The sequence below is a fragment of the Chromohalobacter moromii genome, from assembly GCF_023091865.1.
GTDB classification, from domain to species: Bacteria; Pseudomonadota; Gammaproteobacteria; order Pseudomonadales; family Halomonadaceae; genus Chromohalobacter; species Chromohalobacter moromii.
The window spans coordinates 346,336-368,681 of sequence record NZ_JAHXDI010000004.1; the positions used below are offsets into that span (position 1 = coordinate 346,336).

The 22,346-nt window shown below is 59.2% G+C and carries 24 protein-coding genes; 16 read left to right on the forward strand and 8 right to left on the reverse strand.

Annotation, left to right across the window (positions count from 1 at the left end):
- The first annotated feature begins 119 nt into the window (after positions 1-119).
- Together KZO83_RS14580 and KZO83_RS14585 are read left to right on the forward strand one after the other, a co-directional pair.
- On the forward strand, positions 120-392 hold the full coding sequence (locus KZO83_RS14580; protein WP_040241491.1) for an HU family DNA-binding protein: 273 nt from the start codon (positions 120-122) through the stop codon (positions 390-392).
- A 252-nt stretch (positions 393-644) separates the two neighbouring features.
- Entirely contained in the window at positions 645-2,456 is a 1,812-nt protein-coding gene (locus KZO83_RS14585) for a SurA N-terminal domain-containing protein (protein WP_247621289.1), read from the forward strand.
- A gap of 101 nt (positions 2,457-2,557) precedes the next feature.
- Here KZO83_RS14585 and KZO83_RS14590 read toward each other — a convergent pair whose 3' ends face one another.
- From KZO83_RS14590 to KZO83_RS14625, 8 genes are all read right to left on the reverse strand, one after another.
- Positions 2,558-2,818: a YkgJ family cysteine cluster protein gene (locus KZO83_RS14590; protein WP_247621290.1), complete on the reverse strand. Its 261-nt coding sequence runs from the start codon at positions 2,816-2,818 to the stop codon at positions 2,558-2,560.
- Between the two features lie 48 nt (positions 2,819-2,866).
- Positions 2,867-3,706, reverse strand: coding sequence for a 6-pyruvoyl trahydropterin synthase family protein (locus KZO83_RS14595; protein WP_247621291.1), 840 nt, complete (start codon positions 3,704-3,706; stop codon positions 2,867-2,869).
- The gene (gene queE, locus KZO83_RS14600) at positions 3,706-4,350 is read right to left on the reverse strand and encodes a 7-carboxy-7-deazaguanine synthase (protein WP_247621292.1); all 645 of its coding nucleotides are present in this window, start codon (positions 4,348-4,350) and stop codon (positions 3,706-3,708) included. The genes KZO83_RS14595 and queE overlap by 1 nt, the downstream gene beginning before the upstream one ends.
- Positions 4,350-5,105 (reverse strand): 7-cyano-7-deazaguanine synthase QueC, encoded by a 756-nt coding sequence (queC, locus tag KZO83_RS14605; protein ID WP_075369665.1) that lies wholly within the window; start codon positions 5,103-5,105, stop codon positions 4,350-4,352. The genes queE and queC overlap by 1 nt, the downstream gene beginning before the upstream one ends.
- A gap of 132 nt (positions 5,106-5,237) precedes the next feature.
- The gene (locus KZO83_RS14610) at positions 5,238-6,275 is read right to left on the reverse strand and encodes an asparaginase (RefSeq protein WP_247621293.1); all 1,038 of its coding nucleotides are present in this window, start codon (positions 6,273-6,275) and stop codon (positions 5,238-5,240) included.
- Positions 6,276-6,320: 45 nt separating this feature from the next.
- The gene (locus KZO83_RS14615) at positions 6,321-6,806 is read right to left on the reverse strand and encodes a hypothetical protein (RefSeq protein WP_247621294.1); all 486 of its coding nucleotides are present in this window, start codon (positions 6,804-6,806) and stop codon (positions 6,321-6,323) included.
- A gap of 70 nt (positions 6,807-6,876) precedes the next feature.
- Positions 6,877-7,491 (reverse strand): CBS domain-containing protein, encoded by a 615-nt coding sequence (locus tag KZO83_RS14620; RefSeq protein WP_075369668.1) that lies wholly within the window; start codon positions 7,489-7,491, stop codon positions 6,877-6,879.
- Positions 7,492-7,563: 72 nt separating this feature from the next.
- Positions 7,564-8,064, reverse strand: a complete 501-nt coding sequence (locus KZO83_RS14625; protein ID WP_075369669.1) for a hypothetical protein — start codon at positions 8,062-8,064, stop codon at positions 7,564-7,566.
- A gap of 249 nt (positions 8,065-8,313) precedes the next feature.
- Between KZO83_RS14625 and fliD the strand changes: the two genes are divergently transcribed.
- The 14 genes from fliD to KZO83_RS14695 all read left to right on the forward strand — a co-directional run bounded on the left by fliD (position 8,314) and on the right by KZO83_RS14695 (position 22,341).
- A complete protein-coding gene (gene fliD / locus KZO83_RS14630) occupies positions 8,314-9,696 on the forward strand; it encodes a flagellar filament capping protein FliD (RefSeq protein WP_075369670.1) in 1,383 nt (460 codons plus the stop codon).
- 10 nt (positions 9,697-9,706) lie between these two features.
- On the forward strand, positions 9,707-10,105 hold the full coding sequence (gene fliS, locus KZO83_RS14635; RefSeq protein ID WP_175575893.1) for a flagellar export chaperone FliS: 399 nt from the start codon (positions 9,707-9,709) through the stop codon (positions 10,103-10,105).
- Between the two features lies 1 nt (position 10,106).
- Positions 10,107-10,490 (forward strand): flagellar protein FliT, encoded by a 384-nt coding sequence (gene fliT, locus KZO83_RS14640; RefSeq protein ID WP_052444954.1) that lies wholly within the window; start codon positions 10,107-10,109, stop codon positions 10,488-10,490.
- A complete protein-coding gene (gene fliK, locus KZO83_RS16440; protein ID WP_040241468.1) occupies positions 10,487-11,704 on the forward strand; it encodes a flagellar hook-length control protein FliK in 1,218 nt (405 codons plus the stop codon). Before fliT ends, fliK begins: the two co-directional genes overlap by 4 nt.
- Positions 11,697-12,005: an EscU/YscU/HrcU family type III secretion system export apparatus switch protein gene (locus KZO83_RS14650; RefSeq protein WP_040241467.1), complete on the forward strand. Its 309-nt coding sequence runs from the start codon at positions 11,697-11,699 to the stop codon at positions 12,003-12,005. Before fliK ends, KZO83_RS14650 begins: the two co-directional genes overlap by 8 nt.
- 343 nt (positions 12,006-12,348) lie before the next feature.
- Positions 12,349-12,678 carry a flagellar transcriptional regulator FlhD gene (flhD, locus tag KZO83_RS14655; RefSeq protein ID WP_040241465.1) on the forward strand — a complete coding sequence of 110 codons (330 nt, stop codon included), beginning with the start codon at positions 12,349-12,351 and terminating at the stop codon, positions 12,676-12,678.
- 11 nt (positions 12,679-12,689) lie between these two features.
- Positions 12,690-13,301: a flagellar transcriptional regulator FlhC gene (gene flhC / locus KZO83_RS14660; RefSeq protein ID WP_040241462.1), complete on the forward strand. Its 612-nt coding sequence runs from the start codon at positions 12,690-12,692 to the stop codon at positions 13,299-13,301.
- A gap of 148 nt (positions 13,302-13,449) precedes the next feature.
- Positions 13,450-14,331: a flagellar motor stator protein MotA gene (motA, locus tag KZO83_RS14665; RefSeq protein ID WP_247621295.1), complete on the forward strand. Its 882-nt coding sequence runs from the start codon at positions 13,450-13,452 to the stop codon at positions 14,329-14,331.
- A gap of 2 nt (positions 14,332-14,333) precedes the next feature.
- Positions 14,334-15,329 carry a flagellar motor protein MotB gene (gene motB, locus KZO83_RS14670; RefSeq protein WP_075369672.1) on the forward strand — a complete coding sequence of 332 codons (996 nt, stop codon included), beginning with the start codon at positions 14,334-14,336 and terminating at the stop codon, positions 15,327-15,329.
- A 24-nt stretch (positions 15,330-15,353) separates the two neighbouring features.
- The gene (gene cheA / locus KZO83_RS14675) at positions 15,354-17,537 is read left to right on the forward strand and encodes a chemotaxis protein CheA (RefSeq protein WP_247621296.1); all 2,184 of its coding nucleotides are present in this window, start codon (positions 15,354-15,356) and stop codon (positions 17,535-17,537) included.
- Positions 17,530-18,024, forward strand: coding sequence for a chemotaxis protein CheW (locus KZO83_RS14680; RefSeq protein ID WP_040241454.1), 495 nt, complete (start codon positions 17,530-17,532; stop codon positions 18,022-18,024). The genes cheA and KZO83_RS14680 overlap by 8 nt, the downstream gene beginning before the upstream one ends.
- A 69-nt stretch (positions 18,025-18,093) precedes the next feature.
- A complete protein-coding gene (locus KZO83_RS14685) occupies positions 18,094-20,310 on the forward strand; it encodes a methyl-accepting chemotaxis protein (protein WP_247621297.1) in 2,217 nt (738 codons plus the stop codon).
- Positions 20,307-21,179: a CheR family methyltransferase gene (locus KZO83_RS14690; protein ID WP_418904314.1), complete on the forward strand. Its 873-nt coding sequence runs from the start codon at positions 20,307-20,309 to the stop codon at positions 21,177-21,179. Before KZO83_RS14685 ends, KZO83_RS14690 begins: the two co-directional genes overlap by 4 nt.
- A 97-nt stretch (positions 21,180-21,276) precedes the next feature.
- Positions 21,277-22,341 (forward strand): protein-glutamate methylesterase/protein-glutamine glutaminase, encoded by a 1,065-nt coding sequence (locus tag KZO83_RS14695; protein ID WP_261505795.1) that lies wholly within the window; start codon positions 21,277-21,279, stop codon positions 22,339-22,341.
- Positions 22,342-22,346 lie beyond the last annotated feature (5 nt).

The following is a 22,346-nucleotide window of genomic DNA, read 5'->3' on the forward strand; positions in this document are numbered from 1 at the left end:
GCTTTCTTGACAAGAGTTTCGTGGCATTGCTATAAATTCCAGCCTTTGTTGTGACGCTTCAGGAAGTGGAAGTTTCGCGCCGATTTCCAGTCATTACCGAAACAGTCAAGGGGTGAAGTGTGAACAAGTCCGAGCTGATCGAAGCCATTGCTGCATCTGCCGACATTCCCAAGGCGGCTGCAGGCCGTGCGCTCGACGCGATGGTCGAGACCGTCTCCGATAGTCTGAAAAAGGGCGATTCCGTCGCACTGGTTGGCTTCGGCACATTCTCCGTCAAGGAGCGTGCCGCGCGTACCGGTCGTAACCCTCAGACCGGTCAGACGATCGAAATCAGTGCCGCTAAGGTGCCGACGTTCAAGGCAGGCAAGGCGCTCAAGGACTCGGTCAACTAAGACCGGTCGAGCGGGACCGAGGTGGTCGTCATGAGCGCGACGCATGACAAAAGCCGTGTCTGAAGCGAGATGTCGTGTCGGTTCGGTCCAGCCAAAGAGGCGTATCGCGTAAGCGGTGCGCCTTTTTCATGCCGGTGGCTGTGCTGCATGCCGGTAGCTGTGCTGGAAGTGTGAGCCCATTTTGACCGGGACACACTCGATGCCGGTATAATCCCTTTTGGTTTCAAGAATCTCCATCACGTCGAGGCAAGCATGCTGCAACGAATTCGAGAGGGTTCCCAAGGGTGGGCCGCCAAAATGATCGTCGGCGCGATCATCGTGACGTTCGCACTCTTCGGGGCCGAGTCCCTGGTCGGGGTCTTTACCTCCGGCAGTAATGACGCCGCGACTGTGAACGGCGAGTCGATCGGTAAGCGAGCGGTCGAGATGCAGGTGCAGCGCGCTATTCGTTCTGGGCAAGTCCCGCCCGACCAAGAACGCGAGTTGCGTAAACAGGTTATCGACCAACTGATCTCTACTGAATTGCTGGATCAATACGCCGAGGAAGGGGGCATGCATCTCTCCGATGCCCAGATCGATCGGCTCATCGTGAGCCGTCCTGAGTTTCAGGATTCAGAGGGAAACTTTTCCCAGGACGTCTTCTCTAACCGTCTTTCTCAAGCGGGCTACACGCCGTTGTCGTTTCGTAGGGAACTTCGCAGTGACATGAAGCGCCAGCAGCTTCAGCAGGGCATCGGACTGTCGACCTTGGTGTTGCCGGGGGAAGCCAAACGCTTGCAGGCCTTGGAGAATCAGACGCGTGACTTCCGCTATGCCGCGCTGACGGCAAACGATCTCGATACCCCGGTCGAGGTGAGTCGAGATGACATGCAGGACTATTACGACGCGCACCAAGATCAGTATCAACGTCCTGAGCAGGTCAAGATCGCGTACGTCGTGCTGGATCAGCAAGAGGTGGCCCAGGATGTCGACGTCGATGAGCAGCAACTGCGAGACGCTTACGCAGAAGAGCGCCAGGACGCTCCACGTGAAGTTGCACACATCATGGTCGATTATGGCGACGAGCGTTCTCGCGACGAGGCCATGACAAGGATCGAAGAAGCTCAGAACAAGCTCGACGATGGTGAGGACTTTGCCGCGGTGGCGGCTGAATACTCCGACGACTCGGCATCCGCCGACCAGGGCGGGGATCTCGGCGTGATCAACCGCGGCTTCTTGGGCGAAGCGTTCGACGACGCCGCTTTCTCGCTGGGCGAGGGCGACGTGTCGTCGATCGTCGATGGTGGCGATGGCTTGCATCTAATCAAGGTCACCGACATCGATTTCCCCAGTTTCGACGAAAAGCGCGACCAGCTCGCCGAGAAAGTGCGTCTCGACAACTCAAGTGATGCGTTTAACGAGCAGGTCCAGGCGCTGGAAGATCAAAGCTATGCGGCAGAGGACTTACAGAGCGTTGCCGACGAGCTCGGCCTTGAGATGCAGACGAGCGATTGGGTCTCCAGGGACAGTGTCGATGGCGTGCTCGCTGAGCCAGGTGTGATGGATGCTGCCTTCAGCGAGGATGTGCTGGAAAATGGCTATAACAGCGATGTGTTGGAACTCGACGATCAACGCCGTGCTGTAGTGCGTGTCACCGATCATCGTGATGCCACGACCTTGCCGCTCGATGATGTGAAGGATCAGGTGCGTGAAGCGACCCAGGCCGTCAAGACACGTAAAGCGCTGGAAGCCCGCGCCCAAGCATCGGTCGAGGCACTTAAGAAGGGAGAGTCGGTGTCACTCGACTGGCAGAGCATCGAGAATGCCACACGCGATGGTGACAAAGCCCCCGACGGCGTGTTGCGTCAGGCTTTCCGCCTGCCGCATCCCGATCAGGGAAGCAGCTTCGGGCAGGCTTCTACCGATGAGGGGGTCGCCGTCATCGAATTGACCAACGTACGCGACGGCGATACCGGTAACGCGGGTGATAGTACGCAAATGATGACCCAGAGGTTGCGTGCCCAGGCAGCCATTCAAGGCTTGACCGAGACACTACGCGAAGAGGCCGATATCGAGCGTCATTGATCGATACCCACGGGTAAAGGTAAAAAGCGCGGCTCCCTGGAGTCGCGCTTTTTTAGTTTGTGCAGGAGATCGCTCATGGTTTGGCGGTCTAGGGAAGCGGCTCAGGAAGGCGTTTCGGTATTCCGCTCTAGATCCTCGAGGATGGTCAGCGCTTCTTCGCGACTGTCGCCGCAAACCGCGCGGTCGTAATCGAAGGCATGACAAACGGCAGGCCGCCGGGAATCGCCGAACAGGCGGCAGCGATTGTCTTCATCGAGTTGAGCGCAGCGCACGCCCGCCGGTTTGCCATCGGGCATACCGGGAATGGGGGAACTGATGGTCGGCGCGATGCAACACGCGCCACAACCGACGCGGCAAGACATGAAGATGTTCCGTATAGCGAATGATGGGTGATGCGTTCGACGTTTCGGTCACGCCGATTCGGCGATGGCGCCCTTGTCGATTCCCTCGAAAGCCTGCACGCGAATCCGGCTGTGCGTCTCTTGGGCGATCTTTTCCGCTAGCCAGGCAGCGATATGCTCGATGGTCGTGGGCGTGGAAAGTAGATGACAGCGCTCGCGGGGTAGTGTCAGGTGAAATCGCCCTTGATCGGCGCGATAGGCAACACTCAACGTATCTAGAGACTCATCGGCTTGCGGCGCGAGGTCCTCGTCGTGAATCAAGTAGCAGGCATCCAGCGCCTGTGCCCATTGGCTCTCCAGCTCAGGGTCGCGTCGGCCGTTCCGCCAGATATGCAGGCGCGATCGATGACCATGGGCGATACGCTGGCAATTGCCCGAATGGTGCTTGAGCCCATGGCTGTAAGTATAGGCGGCCGTCTCGATATCTTCGTCGCGTAAACGCAGGCGAATCGTTTCCACCTTGGCGGGCGGTCGACGGCTGAGTTCGGTGGAGAGGTGCGTGGCCACTTGCTCTGTGGTGATCTCTGGCCAAGGTAGTAAGGTGAAACTTTGACGCGGGCCCCGGAGTTCCATGGGATAAGGGAATTGCGTGCGCAGGCAGAGCCCTTCGGCGCAATCGAACACCTGGATTCCTGGTGCTTGTGTCGGTACCAGCAAAGTGTGGTCGAGCCCTTCGTCGAGCCGCGATTTGATCCAGGGTTTGACCTCTCCGAAGTCGAACAGCATGCCGTCGGGACCGAGTTCGCCCTCGAGCTCGGCATCGACATGCCAGCTCACGCCGGTCAAGCCATGTTCGGGCGACCATAGCGAGGCGTCGATATGGGTGAGGTGGTTGACGAAAAGCGTCATCAGTCGATTCCCGCGATCTTGTGAGTTTGCAGCGACAGTCGCCATTGTGGATGAGCGAGACAGTAAGACACGGTGTCCTTCATGGTCGTGCCTTGTCCGCCGCGTGGCGCGAGATCCATTGGCTGCAGATAGAAATGCTTGAAGGCGAGATGCGTGAACTGCTCGGGCATGGCATCGGACTGCGGAAACACCAGTTTCAGCTCATCGCCTTGTGTGATGCGCAACGTCGCATCGCCCTTGGGGCTGACGCATAGCCAATCGATACCGTCGGGTGACGGGAGCGTGCCGTTGGTCTCGACGGCGATTTCGAAACCCTGAGCATGCATGGCCTCGATCAGCGGTGTGTCGAGCTGCAGCAACGGCTCGCCGCCGGTGAAGACCACGTAGGGCACGGCGGCCTCCTGTGCGTGAGGCCAGAGGCTAATGAGATGAGCCGCCAAGGCTTGGGCATCCGCGAAGCGACCGCCGTGCTGACCGTCGGTACCGATGAAGTCGGTATCGCAAAAGCGGCAGTGGCTGGTGGCGCGGTCGCGTTCACGCCCCGACCAGAGATTGCAGCCCGTGAAGCGGCAGAACACGCTGGCACGCCCAGCGCGCGCGCCTTCGCCCTGGAGCGTATAGAAAGCTTCTTTGACGCTGTACATTACGACATCTTCTCCGCAGCGGAATAGGTCAGAGGGTCATCGACCCCCTGCGCGGCGAAGGCCGCCAGACGTTCCCGGCAGCTACCGCATTGTCCGCAGGCGTTTTCGCCTCCCAGATAGCAGGTCCAGGTCTGGGCGTAATCGAGCCCCATCGCCAAGCCGTCGGCCAGGATGGCGTGCTTGCTGACATACAAATAGGGTGCGGCGACACGCACGGGATTGAAATCAGCGATGGCGGCGACGTCATTCACTCGCTCGACGAACTCGGGACGACAGTCGGGATACAGCACATGATCGCCGCCATGGGCGCCATAAAAGCAGACATTGGCACCGATGTTGATGGCGTGGCCGATGGCTAGGGAGAGCAGGATCATGTTGCGATTGGGCACCACCGTGGCGGCCATGTTGTCGGCATCGTAGTCGCCCCCAGGCATGTCGCGATCGGCATCGGTCAGGGCGGAGTTGCCGATCAGGCCGTGGATGGCACGAATGTCGACTACTTGATGGGCGATACCCAACTGCTGGCAGACCTGGCTTGCAGTCTCGAGTTCACGCGAATGGCGCTGGCCGTAGTGAAACGACAAAGCGTGCACCTCGAAGCCGGCGCGCAAGGCGCGATGCAGGACGGTATAGGAATCCATCCCGCCGGAGTATATGACCACCGCCTTGGCGGTATCGTCAGGTGTGGTGAGCGCGGTAATGGCGTTTGATTCAGCGCCGGAAGGGTGAGGCGCATGGCGCGATATGTCGGTCATGAGAGTTGTCCTGAGCGGAGAATTTGTAGCCTCCCACACGTGTCACGACACGTGTGGGAAACACGCCCGGGATCCGGTCCGGACGAAGCGCGCACAGTGTAACCGGCGAATCATTTGCCGGCTAGCGTGGCGTCAAGTCAGCGCGCTGCGCTCGCCGCATAGCGAGGATAGAAACTGACGCCGGCGCTGGGCCTCGGGCAGCGGCTGTGATAACAGATGGACGAGCTTGGTAAACGCCGCTTCTGGCGTCATGTCGTCGCCGGCCAGCGCGCCGATATCCTTGAGTACATTGCCGCTGGCATACGTGCCTAGCGTCACGGGGCCGTGCGGACACTGGCTGATGACGGCGAGCAACGTGCCACGGCTACTGGCGGCGGCCAGCTCGCCTGCCAAGGCAGCGTCTTCAGGGATATTGCCACTGCCCCAGCTTTCGAGAACGGCGCCGTGGACCGTGTCGTCGTCGAGCAGTCGCGCGATCTGACGTGCGTGAATGCCGGGCCACAGTGGCAGGCGTATGACCGCCGAGGTGGGCATCAAGTCGGGTAGCTCGAAGCGTGGCGCGCCGCTAGGCGATAGACATCGCGTGGCATAGAGGACCGGCTCGTCATCGATGATCTCGCCCAGTAATGGCCAGTTGGGGGCGTAAAAGGCATCGAACGCTTGAGTCTCCCATTTACGGGTGCGGCAGCCGCGCATGAGTTTGCCGCCGAAGGCGATGGCGACTTCGGTGAGATCCGACCGAGTGGCGAAGCGCAGCGCCATTTCGACGTTGTCGAGTGCATCGCTGTGAGGCGCTTCCAGCGGTTTCTGCGCCCCCGTGACGACGACGGGCTTGCCCAGGCCCTGCAATTGAAAAGCTAGGCTCGAGGCGGACCACGCCAAGGTATCGGTGCCATGCAGCACCACGAAGCCGGCATAGGCCGCATAGCGGTCGGCGATGTCACGCGCCAGGCGTTGCCAGTCGGCGGGCGTGGCGCTGCTCGAGTCGATGGGCGTCGTGTATTCGAGCATTTCGAAAGGTGGTATGGCATCGCGCCGGTGCGCTGCGAGATGCGTAAAAGCTTGGCGCAGACGCGTCTCGAAGTCGCTGCCGGGGCGAAGTCCTCGAGGCCCGTCGAGCATGCCCAGAGTGCCGCCAGCATAAAGAACGAGAACGGTGTTGGAAGTCATGGTGTCACGAATGTCCGGAAAGATATCGGGATGGCGCGATGATGGCTAGTCGTCTCGTGCAGCCAGCGACCACCCATCGGAGGTGCGCGGTGGCATTGCTTGCGCGCTGGAAGCGGCGGTCTTTTCTCGTATCGAGGCGACGTCTTCGTGGCTGACGAAGCGCAATTTTCCGTCGTTGCGCTGGGGTTGAGAAATCAGAGGGCCTTGGAAGCGCCAGCAACGCTCGGGAACCCAGGAGACGTGATAACGTCGACCGGCATACTCGGCTTCACGCTCATCGATCAGGCGTAATTCGTCGCGTAGGGGGAGCCGTGCGAAGAGATCGGAGTGCAAGACCTCATGGTGCTCACCGATGCGCACCGGTCCCACGAACGTGCCGCGGGCCAATGTGCGTCGGCGACGCGACATCCGCTCCGTGCCTTCTGCCATCCCCTTGCCGCAAAGATGTAAGGTCGTGTCGTCGCATTGTTTGATGACCCAGATAGCAATACCGTGTTGGCGGAATAGGCGATCTTGCAACCACTCGAGCATGCAAAACTCCTTCGGCCGTCGATAAGCGCCACCGGGCTCGGGAGTGGCCCCGAACCCGGTGGGGCATGTATTACAGGTCGTGCCCGAGAATGACCTGGCAGATGGCCGCGAAGCTGCGCGCTTCCGGTGGGTGATCGAGGTCGATCCCCAACGACCGGCTGATATCGGAGGCCGAAATCAGGCCGCGAATGATCGGGGCCTGCTCTCCAGGTGCAGTAATCAGCAAGTGTTGATCGCCGGATGCCTTGAGCGTTTCCACGAGATCACCCACTCGTGCAGCTTCCAGCTGTGCTAGCGACAGTGAATGCAACTGCGCGCGCGGCGTCTGGATCATATCCACGGTGACTTCCTCGCGCGGCACATCATGTTTCTGCATGGCGATGGTGATCTTGCGGCCTCCGACCAGCTCGCGCGCGTTGATGACACCAGTGAATCGCCCGTCCGGGCCCATGACCATGAGCAAGCGCACGCCTGCCTGTTTCATGGTGTTGAGAGCCTGCGAGATGGTGTTGGAAGTCAGGATGGTCTGGGCGCGCTGCGTGCTGAAATCGGTCAGCAGTCGTGCCGCCGGGCTATCCAGCGTCAGCTTATGATGAGTGGCGCGTGGTTGAGCGATGCCGGTGACGCCGTCCAGCTCCGATAGAGTCAGCGTGGAATAGAGGCTCGGTGAAGGAGATGTCGTCATGATGGATTTTGCCCCATTAGCTGAGCCGCTAAGCCGCGTCGTAAACCGTTGGACGAGGCTTGGCGGGCGGATTTACATGTGCTGGCGAAGATCGCCACGCACACTGTCGAGAAAAGTAATGAAATGGATGTCTCGATCGTCATCCTGACGGTCGATGCGGCATCCCATCTTCATGGTACGTTTGACGAGAATTTCGTCGTAAATATCCAGTGTGACCTTGAGCGCTGGCTTGTCGCCAGGTGTGAGGCTGCCATCTTCGAGTGTGAAGCTTTCAAGCAGCGTGCCGCGTACACGCGTAATACCGCCTTCAGAAAGAACGCGGCGCACGAAGAGCCAGCCTTCGCATGCCAGCGAGGCTTCATGGGAGCGTTGGCGCAGAAATAGAGTGCGGTAACAAGCGCTCTCGGCGGCACCTTTTTCCGCCATGCTGCGGTACCCTTCGGCGACACGCGACGCCATGGCGCCTGACTCGGCCAGTTTGCGCACGGCAGCGTTATGCTCGCGATGTAGCTGGTCTTGACGTTGAAAGCGTTGCCAGCGTGCGTAGTCGGCGAAAAGCGATGTCGAGTCCATCGTGGCTGTGGCTCCTGGGGTCGATTCGAGTTGCCTATCATCGCTCATCGAGGCGTGATATTGCCAGCGTCGACGGTAGGGGCGGGGCGCGCCGCCCTGTCTAGAGCCGTGAGAAACGATCGCGCGCAAGGGCTAAAGTTTATGCACCTGGGGCCGATGTATGAATAAAGCTCGTAAAGTTAGTCTTTTCGGCGCTAGCGTCGGCGAGCCTCATGGTAAAAAGATCAACCTATTCGCTGAGGGCATGTCATGCCAACGATTACTTCCCTGGGTGTTGGCTCGGGGCTGGATTTGAGTGGCTTGCTGGACGAACTGGAAGAGGCCGAAAGCGCGAAGCTAGAGCCGATTACCGAACAGAAGAAAAGCTACGAAGCCAAGCTGTCAGCCTTCGGGCGCCTGGAAAGCGCGCTGGACTCGTTGCGTGAGTCGGCAACGGCGCTCAGTGATCCCGAAACCTTCCAGGCGCTGAGCAGCAAAATGCAGGGCGATGCCGTCAGCGTATCGACTGACAATACGGCCGTTCCGGGGCGTTATCAGGTGGAAGTTAGCGCCTTGGCGCGGTCGCAGACGCTTGCTTCCGAGGGGTTCGAAGCAGAGGCCGAACTCGATACTGGCGAGCTTTCTTTCAGTGTCGGTGACGAGGCGTTTTCCATCACCCTCGACGATAGCAACAACACCTTGGAAGGCTTGCGGGACGCTATCAACTCGGAAGGTGCCGGTATCAGTGCCTCGATCATCCACGATGGCAGCGATACGCCCCAGCGTCTGGTGCTGACTGCCTCCGAGACGGGCGAAGCGAATCAAATCGCGATCTCCTCTGCAGAGGCAGGGCTGCAAGCGGCTTTCGGTTTTGATGCCGCTGCCCCCGAGGCCAGCGATATGCGTCAAACAGTGGCCGCGCAGGATGCACGGTTGAGCGTGAACGGTATCGATATCACCAGTGCGTCGAATCATGTCGAAGGGGCACTGCAAGGGGTGACTCTCGACCTGCAGGCGACCAACGAAGGTGAGCCGGATGCGCTGACGCTCAGCCGCGACGACGGCGCGATCAAGGATTCTCTCAATGATTTCGTCAAGGCCTACAATTCGTTGCAAGAGCGCATGTCGAGCCTGACGTCGTTCGACGCCGAGTCCGGAGCAGCAGGGGAGTTGCTCGGCAACTCCACGTTGCGTGGCGTGGAATCGCAACTGCGCAATGCCATGGGGTATGTTGGGGACGGTGATTTTGCGTTGCTGTCCAATATGGGAATTTCCTTGGCGCTCGATGGAACGCTTGAGGTTGACGACGAAGCATTGGACGAAGCGATCGAAGGCAATCTCGACAGTGTCAGTTCGTTTTTCGTCGGGAATGTCGACGCTGAAGAAGGTGATGGGTTCGCCGCGAGTCTGGACACGGTCTTGGGCAACCTGCTGGATGAGGGGGGAGCGCTGGATACTGCTACTAGCGGTATCGATACCTCCATCGAGCGTCTTGGTGAGCGTTATACCAGTATGCAAGCCTCCATCGATGCGACAGTGGAGCGCTACCGCACCCAATTCGCCGATTTGGACTCACTGGTGTCGCAAATGAACTCGACGAGTTCTTACCTGACTCAGCAATTCGACAGCTTGAACGCACAAATGAACCAGTAGGGGAACTATCATGAATATGATGCGAGGCGCCCAGGCCTATGCCCGTGTCGGCGTCGAATCCGGGGTGATGTCGGCCAGCCCCCACCAGTTGATCGTGATGCTGTTCGACGGCGCGCAAGCCTCCATTCGGGCTGCCAAGATGCACATGGAGGATGGCAATATCTCCGCCAAGGGGCAGGCCATTTCCAAGGCTCTAAATATAGTCAACAACGGGTTGGCTGCGGCGCTCGATTATGAGCGCGGCGGCGAACTCTCGGAGCGCTTGGGCAGTCTGTATGACTATGTCGCGCGATTGTTGCTGAGGGCCAACTTGCGCAACGATCAGGCCGCGCTCGACGAGGCCGCGCATCTGTTGGAAGATATCGGGTCGGCTTGGCGCGAAATTGCCCCGCAAGTGGATGGGTCATGACATGAGCAATGCGTCGGAGCGTCTAGACATCTACGAGAATATGCTCGAGCGTTCTCGGGCGATGCTCGAAAGTGCACGTCACCAGGAGTGGGATGCGCTGATTCAGCAGCGTGCCCGCTATGTGGCCGATGTCGAGACATTGCGGCGCGCACCTCAAGGTGAACAGCTCAGTGAGCAAGACCGCCAGTATTGCGCGCGTATGATCGAGGAAATTCTCGAGCATGATCGCGTCATTCGAGAACAGCTCGATGCCCGCTGCGAGGAGCTTACGCAATTGATCGGCAATTCTCGGCGCCAGCAAGCGTTGGTGCGTGCCTATAATCAAGGTCAGGGCACGCTATCGCAACGCACACGTCCCTCTCGGGGCACTGAAGGGCGCACGTGAGTGGCATCACGCCCCTTATCGACACGCTGCTCCATCAGGTGCTGGGGCAACGTATCGACGCGCCTCGAACGACTGACCTGCCTGCGCCGGTCAAGCCGGTGCTCTCTGGGAATGCCATCGAATCATTGACCCGTGAAGGCGGCGGACTTCAGCAGCGCGGCTCCTCACAGGCTGAACTCACCGCGGCACGTGCCTCGGCGCTTCTTGAGTCGGGCATGTCTTCAGGCAAGTCGGGAGAGCACTCGACGGCGACGCCCAGCTCATCCACTACCCATTTTAGTACTGCCGCACGCACCATTGCCGATGTGCTTGTGCGTTTCCCGGCCCCGCCTTCGTCGATAACCTCTCCGCAGCCGTTGCTCCAGGAGGGGGATGCGTCGCCGAGGCTTCTCGCATCTCAATTGCAGCAAAATATTCAACACAGTGGTGTCTTCTACGAGTCGCATCTGGCGCGTTGGCTGAAGGGCGAATGGTCGACGGCTGCGTTGGCGCGCGAACCGCAGATGGCATTGGCACCGCGCATGGTGGCAACCGGACTCGCTGCGGCCGAAACGCCTCATGCGGCGCGTATGGCAGACACGGGGCCGCCCACTTCACGCGCGGCCATGGCCGAGATGGCATCACCGGCCACGTTAACTTCCTTAAGCCCCGCGACCACGGCCAATCGTTTCGCCGAGGCGCCCTGGCTCGCGCAGCAAGGCGCTTCTCCGGAGTTGCTGGCGGCACGGGGGGATATGTCAACGAGCGGACAGCGCCAGACACTGGCGAGTTCAGCCTTGCAGCAAATCGGCACGGATCAAAACGATACCTTGCAGTCTGTCGTCCGCCACCAACTGGAGATGTTGGTGACGCCGTCGTTGCGTTGGGAAGGCATGCTGTGGCCGGGTGTCATGTTGGCCATGACCTTGCAGCAATGGTCGGGGGGCGATGGTCAGGATGCCGACGGTCAGTCGCAATCGCAGGGGCACGACAAATCACCTTGGCATAGTGAGATGAATATTTCCTTGCCGCACCTCGGTGACGTGCATATCGCCATGACATTACGTGCCGAGCGGGCCTCGTTGACGATCTCGGCGCCTGAGGGGGCGGCCTTGGAGCGCCTTTCGGAACAGGCGTCGGCCCTGCATGAGCGCCTTGATGCCCTAGGCGTTCAGGCTGTGATCGACGTGCACCGCATGTCTAGCAACGACGCAAGCGAGCAGCACCATGAATGACACGCCCGACGAAAGGCGACGCGCCGTTGCGTTGGCTTATCAAGACCCCTCGGCGGCGCCTGTGGTGGTCGCCAAGGGGTATGGAGACCTGGCTGAACGCATCGTCTCGACAGCCCAGAGCGAGGGTATTTTCGTGCATGATGCCCCCGAGCTGGTGGCGCTTTTGATGCAGGTCGATCTGGATGCTCAAATCCCTCCCACTCTGTATCAAGTCATTGCCGAGCTACTGGCCTGGGTCTATGACCTGGAGCGTGAAGAGGCGAGCTTGAATACTGAGTCAGAAACGTCCGCGCGTCGCTGAATTGCGACGAAGGGATGCGGTTTATTGACGCACCCCGCGTCATGTAGCTTGTTAATAATTAATCTGCTGTGGCAGGCCTCTGATCCCTCGGCAACGCTTGCCGTTAGCGTGTTATCGCCCCATGCAGCATGGGTGATATCGAATTTACGGATGAGAAGCCTCATTCTTTTTTTGTAAGGAATTGTTGGTTTCCATGTAGGAGATGTTGAATCTTTTCATAAAAACGTCTCAAAATGATGCGACGGTAAGAATCGAGTCAGCCGAAAAAGCAAAAAAACTGGCTCATCGGAGAGAGGCCGTAGAAGCCTCCTTCACCACAATAACGTCGTACGCAGGGATTTATATGGAAACCGATAGCCTTCTGGATGATATCCAAGATATCAACCTGTCCTACCTGCTGCTTACGCAGCGCATGATCAGCGAAGATCGTACTACCGCGCTCTTTCGTCTCAAGATGGACGACGAAATGGCGGATCTCATCGCTTCCTTGTCGATCAAGCAACTGACACAACTCGCGCGAACGAATCAACTGCTCTGCCGACTCTGCTATGACGAGCCGGAGCAACTGCGAAAGCTGACCCACAATCAGCGGGAGCAGGGGTTGGGGCAGACGCATGCTGCCCTGTTGATGGCGAGCGCACGTAACGAGTGCTCGTCTGTCTCTTCGAACTGAGGAGTATCGTCGTGAGCGAGAAAAGTCTAGTGGGCGAAATGCTGCAGGTGCAGCTCGCCATCGAATTGATCGATCTGGGGGCACGCCTGCAGGTACTCGAGACCGAGACGGACTTGAGTCGTGGGCGCTTGGTCAAGCTCTACAAGGAAGTGCGTGGCATGTCGCCCCCCAAGGGCATGCTGCCGTTTTCGACCGACTGGTTCATTACCTGGATGCCGAACATCCATTCCTCGTTGTTTTACAACATTTACTCGAGTCTGCTCGAAGACTGCGGTTGCGAGCGAATGTCGGCTTTCGTCAAAGCCTTCAGGCTCTACCTAGAGCAAGTCAGCCTCGAAGCGGGGGAGCCGGTGCTGGGGTTGACGCGCGCCTGGACGCTCATTCGCTTCTTCGAAAGTGGCATGATGCAACTCTCGCCGTGCACCAGTTGCGGTGGCCGGTTCGTCGCCCACGCATACAGTCCCGATCACGACTTCGTGTGCGGTATTTGTCAGCCACCATCGCGTGCCGGCAAGACACGTAAGAAGCGTCAGGCCGAAGAACGGGTGACCACGCCGCGTCGTCAGCCTGTGTCGCCTTCTGAGTCGGATGGGATGACGGCGCGACGCCTCGTCGCTAGATAGGCGTTCTGTCGTCGCGACATTAGGGGGTAACGGCCGATACAAGGAAGCAGCACGACGCATTTCTGCGTTTTTTCATTCAAGGCGTGTCGCTTCCTGCCGATAGAGATATCAACGGGCCAGTCATGCATGCCGCTAGGAGCGTTCTGCTGTGTTGATTCTAATCGGCTATTTGGTTGTTATCGCATCGATCGGGGGCGGTTATACCCTCGTCGGAGGCCACTTCGGTGCGCTATTCCAGCCATCCGAAATTCTCATGATCGTCGGTGCTGCCGTGGGTGCCTTTATCGCTGCCAACAATGGCAAGGCGATCAAGGCCACCCTGCGTGCGTTTTCGAGGCTCAAGCGTACCAATAAGTACAACAAGGCGATGTACATGGAGTTGATGGCCTTGCAGTACCGTCTGCTGACCAAGGCACGGCGGGACGGCATGCTGGCCATCGAACGTGATATCGACGCTCCCGAGGATAGTGCGATCTTCTCCGACTATCCCAAGATCTCTAGTGATCCAGTGATCATGGCGTTCATCACCGACTACTTGCGCTTGATGGTCAGTGGCAACATGGATCCGTTCGAGATCGATACGCTCATGGAGCATGAGATCGATACCTTCCAGCACGAGGCGGAAATCCCCTCCCATTCTCTGCACAGTGTCGGCGATGGCCTACCTGCGTTTGGCATCGTGGCGGCCGTCATGGGCGTCGTTCATGCCCTGGGAGCCGCTGATCAGGGCGCGGCGGCCATGGGACAGATGATCGCTCAGGCATTGGTGGGAACGTTCTTGGGGATTCTGCTCGCCTACGGCTTCGTCCTGCCCGTCGCCCAGCGACTTCAACTCCAAATCACTGAAGCCATCAAAATGCTGCAATGCATTCGTGTGACGCTGATGGCGAGCCTGAACGGTCTGGCGCCTCAATTGGCAGTGGAGTTTGGGCGTAAGGCCTTGTTCACCGCCGAGCGCCCCTCATTCACTGAGCTCGAAGAACATGTTCGGGCAGAGGGAAGTGGCACACGCGGCACTGGGACGGGCTAAGCATGAGTAGCGAACGCCGTCCAATCATCGTCAAACGCAAGAAGGTCGTCAGCAAAGGGCATCATGGGGGCAATTGGAAGATTGCCTATGCCGATTTCATGACTGCGCTGATGGCGCTCTTTCTGGTGCTTTGGATCCTGTCGATGGTGCCTGAAAACGAGCTAGATAATATCGCCGAGTATTTCCGAACGCCCTTAGCGGTGGCGATGACCGGCGGCGACAAGTCGACGGCAAGTACCAGCGCGATCCCCGGTGGCGGCGCGGACCCCACCTTTTCCGAAGGTGAAGAGCGGCGCCTGGACATTCGCCAGCAATCCCGTCCCAGTGACGAGATGCGACGCTTGAGGGTGCTTCGTGACCGTCTGGAACGCCAGGTTCGCGAAGATCCAAATCTGCGTCAGATGAGTTCGCAGCTGCGTACCGATTTCATACCCGAGGGCCTACGCATTCAACTTGTCGATACCGACAAGCGGCCCATGTTCGAGTTGGGCAGTGCCCGGCTCGCGCCGTATATGCGCGATCTTTTGCAAGCCCTGGCGCCGGAGCTCAACACGGTGCCCAATGCGATTAGCCTCACCGGACATACGGACGACCTACGTTACGCCGGTGGGGAAGCCGGATACAGCAATTGGGAACTTTCCGCCGACCGTGCCAACGCGTCGCGGCGCACCCTGGTCGCGGCTGGACTCGATTCCGGCAAGCTGCTGCGTGTCGCGGGGATGGGGTCACGCGTCAACCTGGAAGGCACAAAGCCCAGTGATGCTGTCAATCGTCGTATAAGCATCGTCGTATTGTCGGAGCACGCCGCCGAACAAATGCGCGATCAGGGCGAGGCCGGCGCGGCGAACCCCGAGACGATACTCGGCGGCATGGATGATACGCGGCGAGATGGATTGTCGCCGACGCAGGGCGCCGACTCATTAATGCGTAACGCACTCCCGAAAGTGTATGAACGCACCACTGGTGGCGGTGAAGGGCAAGATCAGCCATCGCCCTAACGATCACGATCACGTGGAACGAGCATGGATATAACAGAATTCTACGAGACCTTTTTCGAAGAGGCCGAAGAGCTACTGGGCGACATGGAGCGCCACCTGCTCGAGCTGGATCTCGACGAGCCGGATCCGGAGCAACTCAACGCCATTTTTCGTGCCGCGCACTCGATCAAGGGCGGCGCGGGCACCTTCGGGTTCAGCGTGCTGCAAGAAACCACGCACATGCTTGAAAACCTGCTGGATTATGCCAGGCAGGGCGAGCTCACCTTGCGCACGGATATCGTCGACCTCTTTCTGGAAACCAAGGATATGCTTCACGACCAACTTGATGCCTACCGCAATGGCGCCGAACCGGATCCGGAAGCCTATGCCCGCATTTGCCAGACACTGAAACAGCTAGCGCTGGATGAGCTTGGGCATGGCGTAGGCAGCGAGCCCGAGGCCGACATCGCGCCCCCCGAGCGGGCGCCGAGTGAAACCGAAAGCCCAGCAGCCGAGAATATGATTGGCGAGGAAGCGTCGGAGGAGCAGGCGCAGGTGGCTCAGGACGCCGACGCCGATAGCGGCTGGCTGCGTGTCGTGCTTTTGAACGTATCCGACAAGGATCGTGAGCTTCTCGTCGAGGAACTCGGCAATCTGGGGACCGTGAAAGAGCAGCACGGTGATGCCGCACGTTATGAGGTGGTGCTGGAAAGTGCCTCCAGCCGCGACGATATCGAAGCTGTGATGTGCTTCATCGTCGAGCCTGAGCAACTCGATATTGCTGCGATCGCTGCACCGACCGAGACGGCGCAAGGAGAGGCCGAAGTTGCTTCGGCACCTGCTGTGTCTCAGGACGATGCACCGGCACCCGAGGCGCCGACCCCTACCGAGCAGGCGGAGACCCCCGCAGAAAAAGCGCCGGCCCAGGCCGCGACCGACGACAAACCCGCGAATGCGGCGCCAGGAAACAAGGGCGGCGGTGCCAAGAAAAAGGCGGGTGGGGAATCGGCGACGATTCGCGTGCCGGTGGAAAAGGTCGATCAGATCATCAACCTCGTCGGTGAGCTGATCATTACCCAGTCCATGCTCGATCAAACCGCCAGCGAACTCGACGTGGCCTCGCATGGGCCGCTGGTCAATGGCATGAACCTGCTACAGCGCAACGCGCGTGACTTGCAGGAGTCGGTGATGTCGATCCGCATGGTGCCGATGGACTACGTGTTCAGCCGCTTTCCTCGCTTGGTGCGCGATCTTACCGGCAAGCTAGGCAAGGACATCGAGCTGGTCACGGAGGGCAAGTCCACCGAGCTCGACAAGAGCCTGACCGAGCGCATCATCGATCCTTTGACGCACCTCGTGCGCAATAGCCTCGACCATGGCATCGAGATGCCTGATGCGCGCGAGGCCGCCGGAAAACCGCGCACCGGCACACTGACGCTGTCCGCCCAACACCAGGGTGGCAACATCCTCATCGAAGTGAAGGACGATGGGGGCGGTCTCAACCGCGACAAGATCCTCGCCAAGGCGGCTCATAACGGACTGGCCGTTTCCGATAGCATGAGCGACGACGAGGTTTGGCAGCTTATCTTCGCGGCGGGATTTTCGACCGCCGATCAGGTCAGCGACGTCTCCGGACGCGGCGTGGGCATGGACGTTGTCAAGCGCAACATTCAGGCCATGGGCGGCCACGTCGAGATTCAGTCTTGGCCTGGGAAAGGCACCACGACCCGCGTGGTATTGCCGCTGACCCTGGCCATTCTCGATGGCATGTCGATCAAGAGCGGATCGGAGATCTTCATCTTGCCGCTTTCTGCAGTGCTCGAGTCACTACAGCCCAGCAACGATGATATCTACTCGATGGCGGGCAACGACAAGTTGCTCAAGGTACGCGACGAGTACCTACCGCTGATCGCCTTGCACGACATCCTGAACATAGACGGCTCCGAGCAGGATCCGACCCAATCCATTGCGGTCATCCTGCAGGCCGAGGGGCGGCGCTATGCCTTGTTGGTCGACGATCTCGTCGGTCAGCAACAAGTGGTGGTCAAGAACCTCGAAACCAACTATCGCAAGGTGCCGGCCATTTCCGCCGCGACGATTCTGGGGGATGGCAGCGTGGCGCTGATCCTCGACGTCGCCGATGTCAACCGCTTGCACCGTCAGCGTGCCAACGCTCCCAGGCACGCTGAACTAACCGCATCACGCCAGGAGGACGTAGTTCATGAGTGATATGACCCAAGCCGCCGAAGCGGCTATCGATACGCAAAGTCAGGAATACCTGGTGTTCTCGCTGGGTAGCGAGGAATACGCCGTCGATATCCTGAAAGTTCAGGAAATCCGTGGCTATGAAAACGTAACGCGTATCGCCAATGCCCCCGACTTCATCAAGGGCGTAACCAATCTGCGCGGCGTGATCGTGCCGATCGTCGACCTGCGCATCAAGTTTCATCTCGACAAGATCGAATACGAAGGACAGACCGTGGTGATCGTGGTCAACGTCGCCGACAGGATCGTGGGCATCGTGGTTGATGGGGTATCCGATGTCATGACGCTTACCTCCGACCAGATCAAGCCAGCGCCCGAATTTGGTGAAACGTTATCCGCCGATTATCTAAGCGGCCTGGGAAGTCTTGAGGATCGCATGCTGGTCATCGTCGATATCGAGAAACTGCTGACCAGCGAGGAAATGGCTTTGGTCGAGCAACAAGCACAATAACGCTGTCGCGAGGCGTCATCAGAGCGCGCCGACACAAAGCAATAAAAACGAACACCAGGGAACCGTATCATGCGCAATAACCAGCCCGTTACTCAGCGTGAGCATGAGCTCTCGGATGAAGATTACCTGTTGTCCCGCACCAATTTGAAAGGGGTCGTCACCTACGCGAATCCGGCTTTCGTCGAGATCAGCGGCTTTAGCTATGAAGAGCTCGTGGGGGCGCCACACAATCTCGTACGTCATCCGGACATGCCGCCGCCGGCGTTCGAAAACCTTTGGGTCACTCTGAAGAAGGGAGAGATCTGGAGCGGGGTGATTAAGAACCGTTGCAAGAACGGTGATTTTTATTGGGTGCATGCCACCGTGACGCCGATTTTCGAAGGCGGCGAGATCGTTGGCTATACCTCGGTGCGCGTCAAACCCACTGCCAAGGCCCGTGCCGATGCGGAGCGCGCCTATGCGGCCATGTCAGCGGGCAAACGTCGTGGGGTCAAGCTCGACCATGGCCAGATTCAGCATACCGGTGTCTTGGCGCGTCTCAAGGGTCTCAAGTTCAATACCTTCAAGGGCCGGCTGGTGACCATGATCGTCGCGGCGGTGCTGATGCTAGCGGTCAGCAGTGTCCTGTCCATGGTCAGCTTGCAGCGCGCCGGTGACAAGTTGCAGGCACTCTCAGAGCAAGGCCTGGAAGACGTTGCCCGCTTGCAGAAAATCGATCAGCTGATGTCCAGCGGTCGAAACCTGGTCGATAAGCCCGTGAGCAACCCGATGTCGGGTGACATGGAAGCGGTAACGGCCGAGGCCGAAGCACTGATGACCCGGCTTTCCGAAACCTGGAGCGCGTATTACGACGGCCGTCCCGCCAATCACAGTGATGCCGCAGAAAGCTTCGATGCTTCCGTCCAGCGTTATCTGGACGATGGGCTGCGGGTAGTGTTGGATACTCTGAATGCCGGCGACTTCTATGAAGCCTATGTGGCTTACAACGATGTGTTGGAAGGCGAACGCGATCAGGTTAGCGAGCAGCTCAATAGCCTGGTCGACGAAAAGCGCAACGATGCCATGAGCATGGCCAAAGAAGCGGCCGAGACACAGCACGATATGCTGCTGTGGCAGGCGGGTGTCTTCATCTTCGGGCTGCTCATGCTGGTGGTGCTAGGGATCATCACGGTGCGCTCGACGCTGCGCCCGGTGCGCGAGGCCCTGGATTTCTCACTACAGATCGCAGCCGGTAACCTCGGCGCCAGTCTCAAAGGCGGCAAGCAAGATGAAATCGGTCGCCTCACCCGTGCGCTGGATACCATGCGTCGCAGCCTTGGCAATATCGTCAAGGAAGTCAACGAAAACGTGGGCGTGGTGACACCGGCGACCCGCAACATTGCCGAAGGCAACGAAGACCTGTCCTCGCGGACCGAGCAGCAAGCCGCATCGCTTGCCCAGACGGCCTCAAGCATGGAAGAAATGACCGCCACCGTGAAGCAGAATGCCGACAACGCGCGTCAGGCTAGCCAGCTCTCGAGCACGGCGAGCGAGACGGTGCGGCAGAGCGGCGAGGTCATGGGGCAGGTGGTCAGTACCATGGGGCGTATCCGCGACAGCTCTCATCAGGTAGCCGATATCGTCGGGATGATCGACTCGATTGCCTTTCAGACCAATATCCTAGCCTTGAACGCTTCAGTCGAAGCAGCCCGTGCGGGTGAGCAGGGGCGTGGCTTCGCCGTCGTCGCTGGCGAGGTCCGTAACCTGGCGAGCCGTAGCGCCCAAGCATCGAAGGAAATTCGCGAGCTGATCGACAACTCCACGAAGGAAGTCGAAGGCGGTACCGATCTGGTACGCAAGGCCGAGGGCAGCATCGAGGAGGTGGTCAACTCTGTCACGCGTGTCAACGACATCATGAACGAGATCACTGCGGCGTCCGACGAGCAGAGCAGCGGTATCGAACAGATCAATCAGGCCATCACGCAGATGGACGATGTCACCCAGCAGAACGCTCATCGCGTACAGCAAACGGCCTCGGTGGCTGCCGATCTCGAGTCAAGCGTCAACGAGCTGTCGCGCTCCGTGGCTGTCTTCCGCCTCGCCGGCAGTGGTGTTGAAACGGTGCGTCGCAACAAGAATTCGGCGAGTCTCGCCAAGCCGCAGGCCTCCGCAAGTACCAGTGGCGACAAGCAGGCGACGTCACATTCAGCGCAGCGTCAAGAGACTTCACTGGTGTCTCGGCGTCAGGAATCACAGGAGGCGGGCGCTCACCAGGCATCACATGAAGAAGAGTGGGAGTCCTTTTGAGCGAATTTCGTCAGTCCCCTGCGCCGCAGGAAGAGCATCCTAGCTTGTTCGGAGCCGCCGACCGGGATCTTGAATTCACGGAGGCGGATTTCGACAAGATACGCACGCTCATTTATCAGCGCGCCGGCCTCGTGCTGGCGTCGCACAAGCGTGAAATGGCCTACAGCCGCTTGGCAAAGCGGCTGCGGCTGCATGGTATGCGCCGCTTCAGTGATTACCTGGCGCGTCTGGACCAACATCCTGAGTCGCCAGAGTGGGAGGCGTTTACCAACGCACTGACGACGAATTTGACGTCTTTTTTCCGCGAGGCACATCACTTCTCGTTGCTCGCGGAGCACGTCAAGCAAGCGACCTCTCCCGTACGGATCTGGTGTGCTGCGGCGTCGACGGGAGAAGAACCCTACTCGTTGGCGATTACCCTGAGTGAGGCGCTGGGTAGCCGGGCCTCACAGGCGCAGATTCTGGCCACCGACATTGATACCGACGCGCTAGCCAAGGCGCGCAAGGGGATCTATGCGCTGGACCAGCTTGAGAAGGTTTCCGAAGCGTGCCGTCGGCAGTTTTTCCTGCGGGGCAGTGGTGCACGCGCCGGGATGGCGAAGATTCGTCCCGAACTGGCCTCGATGATCGACTTTCAATCACTCAATCTGACATCGGGCAATTGGGTGGCGAAGGGGCCATTCGATGCCATCTTTTGCCGTAACGTGATGATTTATTTCGACAAGGAGACACAGGCGCGCATTTTGGAGCGCTTCGCTCCGTTGTTGAAATCCAATGGGCTGTTGTTTACCGGCCACTCGGAAAATTTCTCCTACCTGACGCAGCGCTTCAAGTTGCGAGGGCAGACCGTGTACGAATTATCGCGCTGACCCTTCAGTGTTCATGCAACCGGCCGATAGACCATGCATATCGGTTCGCCGTGCCCGGCAGTAGGTCGGCGGTTTTCATGCGTAAGGAGTGGTGGCGTTGTCCTCGAACAAGATCAAGGTGCTATGTGTCGATGATTCGGCGCTGATTCGCGACCTGATGAGCAAAATCATCGACAGTCAGCCGGATATGGAGGTCGTTGCTACGGCACCTGACCCCTTGGTGGCCAGGGATCTGATCAAGCGCACCAACCCTGACGTATTGACCCTGGATGTGGAAATGCCGCGCATGGACGGTCTCGATTTTCTCGAGCGTTTGATGCGTTTGCGCCCCATGCCGGTGCTGATGGTGTCTTCACTGACCCAGAAGGGCTCTGAAATAACCCTGCGCGCATTGGAACTGGGCGCGGTCGATTTCGTCGCCAAGCCTGAAATGGGCATCCGTGAAGGCATGCTCGAGTATACGCAGATGATTGCCGACATGATTCGCGCAGCGGCACGTTCGCGTCCGAAAGCCGTGGCCAAGCAGGTCCCGGCGAAGGATAAAGAGCCGCTCAAGGCGCCTATTCTGTCGAGCGAAAAAGTCATCATCATCGGCGCCTCGACAGGCGGTACCGAAGCCATCCGACATGTGCTGGAGCCTCTGCCAGCCAATAGCCCGGCGATTCTTATAACCCAGCACATGCCGGGTGGGTTCACGAAATCCTTCGCCGAACGTCTCGACAAGTTATGTCGTATCTCGGTCAAAGAGGCAGTGGACGGTGAGCGTGTGCTACCCGGCCACGTCTATATCGCGCCGGGGGACTGGCACATGAAGCTGGCGCGCTCGGGCGCCAACTACGTCATTCGCTTGGACGATGCGCCGCCGGTCAACCGTCACCGTCCGTCGGTGGATGTGTTGTTTCATTCCGCCGCGCAAAGCGCGGGCCGCAATGCCATTGGTGTGATTCTCACTGGCATGGGCAAGGACGGTGCGGCGGGTCTGCTCGAAATGCATCAGGCAGGCGCCTATACGATTGCCCAGGATGAAGCGAGTTGCGTGGTCTTTGGCATGCCGCGCGAAGCGGTCATCCTCGGTGGCGCCGCCGATACCATTGCACTTTCCGATATCCCCGCTGCCTTGATGAGACGTGCCGAAGCCTCGGGTCGCGCACAGCGGGTATAGCCCTA

Excerpts from the sequence above, each read along its gene's own strand:
- motB (WP_075369672.1), top strand. The coding sequence starts at position 14,334 with ATGAGTAGCGAACGCCGTCCAATCATCGTCAAACGCAAGAAGGTCGTC.
- queC (WP_075369665.1), bottom strand. The coding sequence starts at position 5,105 with ATGACCGACATATCGCGCCATGCGCCTCACCCTTCCGGCGCTGAATCA.
- KZO83_RS14615 (WP_247621294.1), bottom strand. The coding sequence starts at position 6,806 with ATGCTCGAGTGGTTGCAAGATCGCCTATTCCGCCAACACGGTATTGCT.
- cheA (WP_247621296.1), top strand. The coding sequence starts at position 15,354 with ATGGATATAACAGAATTCTACGAGACCTTTTTCGAAGAGGCCGAAGAG.
- KZO83_RS14685 (WP_247621297.1), top strand. The coding sequence starts at position 18,094 with ATGCGCAATAACCAGCCCGTTACTCAGCGTGAGCATGAGCTCTCGGAT.
- queE (WP_247621292.1), bottom strand. The coding sequence starts at position 4,350 with ATGTACAGCGTCAAAGAAGCTTTCTATACGCTCCAGGGCGAAGGCGCG.
- fliS (WP_175575893.1), top strand. The coding sequence starts at position 9,707 with ATGAATATGATGCGAGGCGCCCAGGCCTATGCCCGTGTCGGCGTCGAA.
- KZO83_RS14650 (WP_040241467.1), top strand. The coding sequence starts at position 11,697 with ATGAATGACACGCCCGACGAAAGGCGACGCGCCGTTGCGTTGGCTTAT.
- KZO83_RS14680 (WP_040241454.1), top strand. The coding sequence starts at position 17,530 with ATGAGTGATATGACCCAAGCCGCCGAAGCGGCTATCGATACGCAAAGT.
- fliT (WP_052444954.1), top strand. The coding sequence starts at position 10,107 with ATGAGCAATGCGTCGGAGCGTCTAGACATCTACGAGAATATGCTCGAG.
- fliD (WP_075369670.1), top strand. The coding sequence starts at position 8,314 with ATGCCAACGATTACTTCCCTGGGTGTTGGCTCGGGGCTGGATTTGAGT.
- KZO83_RS14620 (WP_075369668.1), bottom strand. The coding sequence starts at position 7,491 with ATGACGACATCTCCTTCACCGAGCCTCTATTCCACGCTGACTCTATCG.
- KZO83_RS14585 (WP_247621289.1), top strand. The coding sequence starts at position 645 with ATGCTGCAACGAATTCGAGAGGGTTCCCAAGGGTGGGCCGCCAAAATG.
- KZO83_RS14590 (WP_247621290.1), bottom strand. The coding sequence starts at position 2,818 with ATGTCTTGCCGCGTCGGTTGTGGCGCGTGTTGCATCGCGCCGACCATC.
- flhD (WP_040241465.1), top strand. The coding sequence starts at position 12,349 with ATGGAAACCGATAGCCTTCTGGATGATATCCAAGATATCAACCTGTCC.
- KZO83_RS14610 (WP_247621293.1), bottom strand. The coding sequence starts at position 6,275 with ATGACTTCCAACACCGTTCTCGTTCTTTATGCTGGCGGCACTCTGGGC.
- KZO83_RS14625 (WP_075369669.1), bottom strand. The coding sequence starts at position 8,064 with ATGGACTCGACATCGCTTTTCGCCGACTACGCACGCTGGCAACGCTTT.
- KZO83_RS14595 (WP_247621291.1), bottom strand. The coding sequence starts at position 3,706 with ATGACGCTTTTCGTCAACCACCTCACCCATATCGACGCCTCGCTATGG.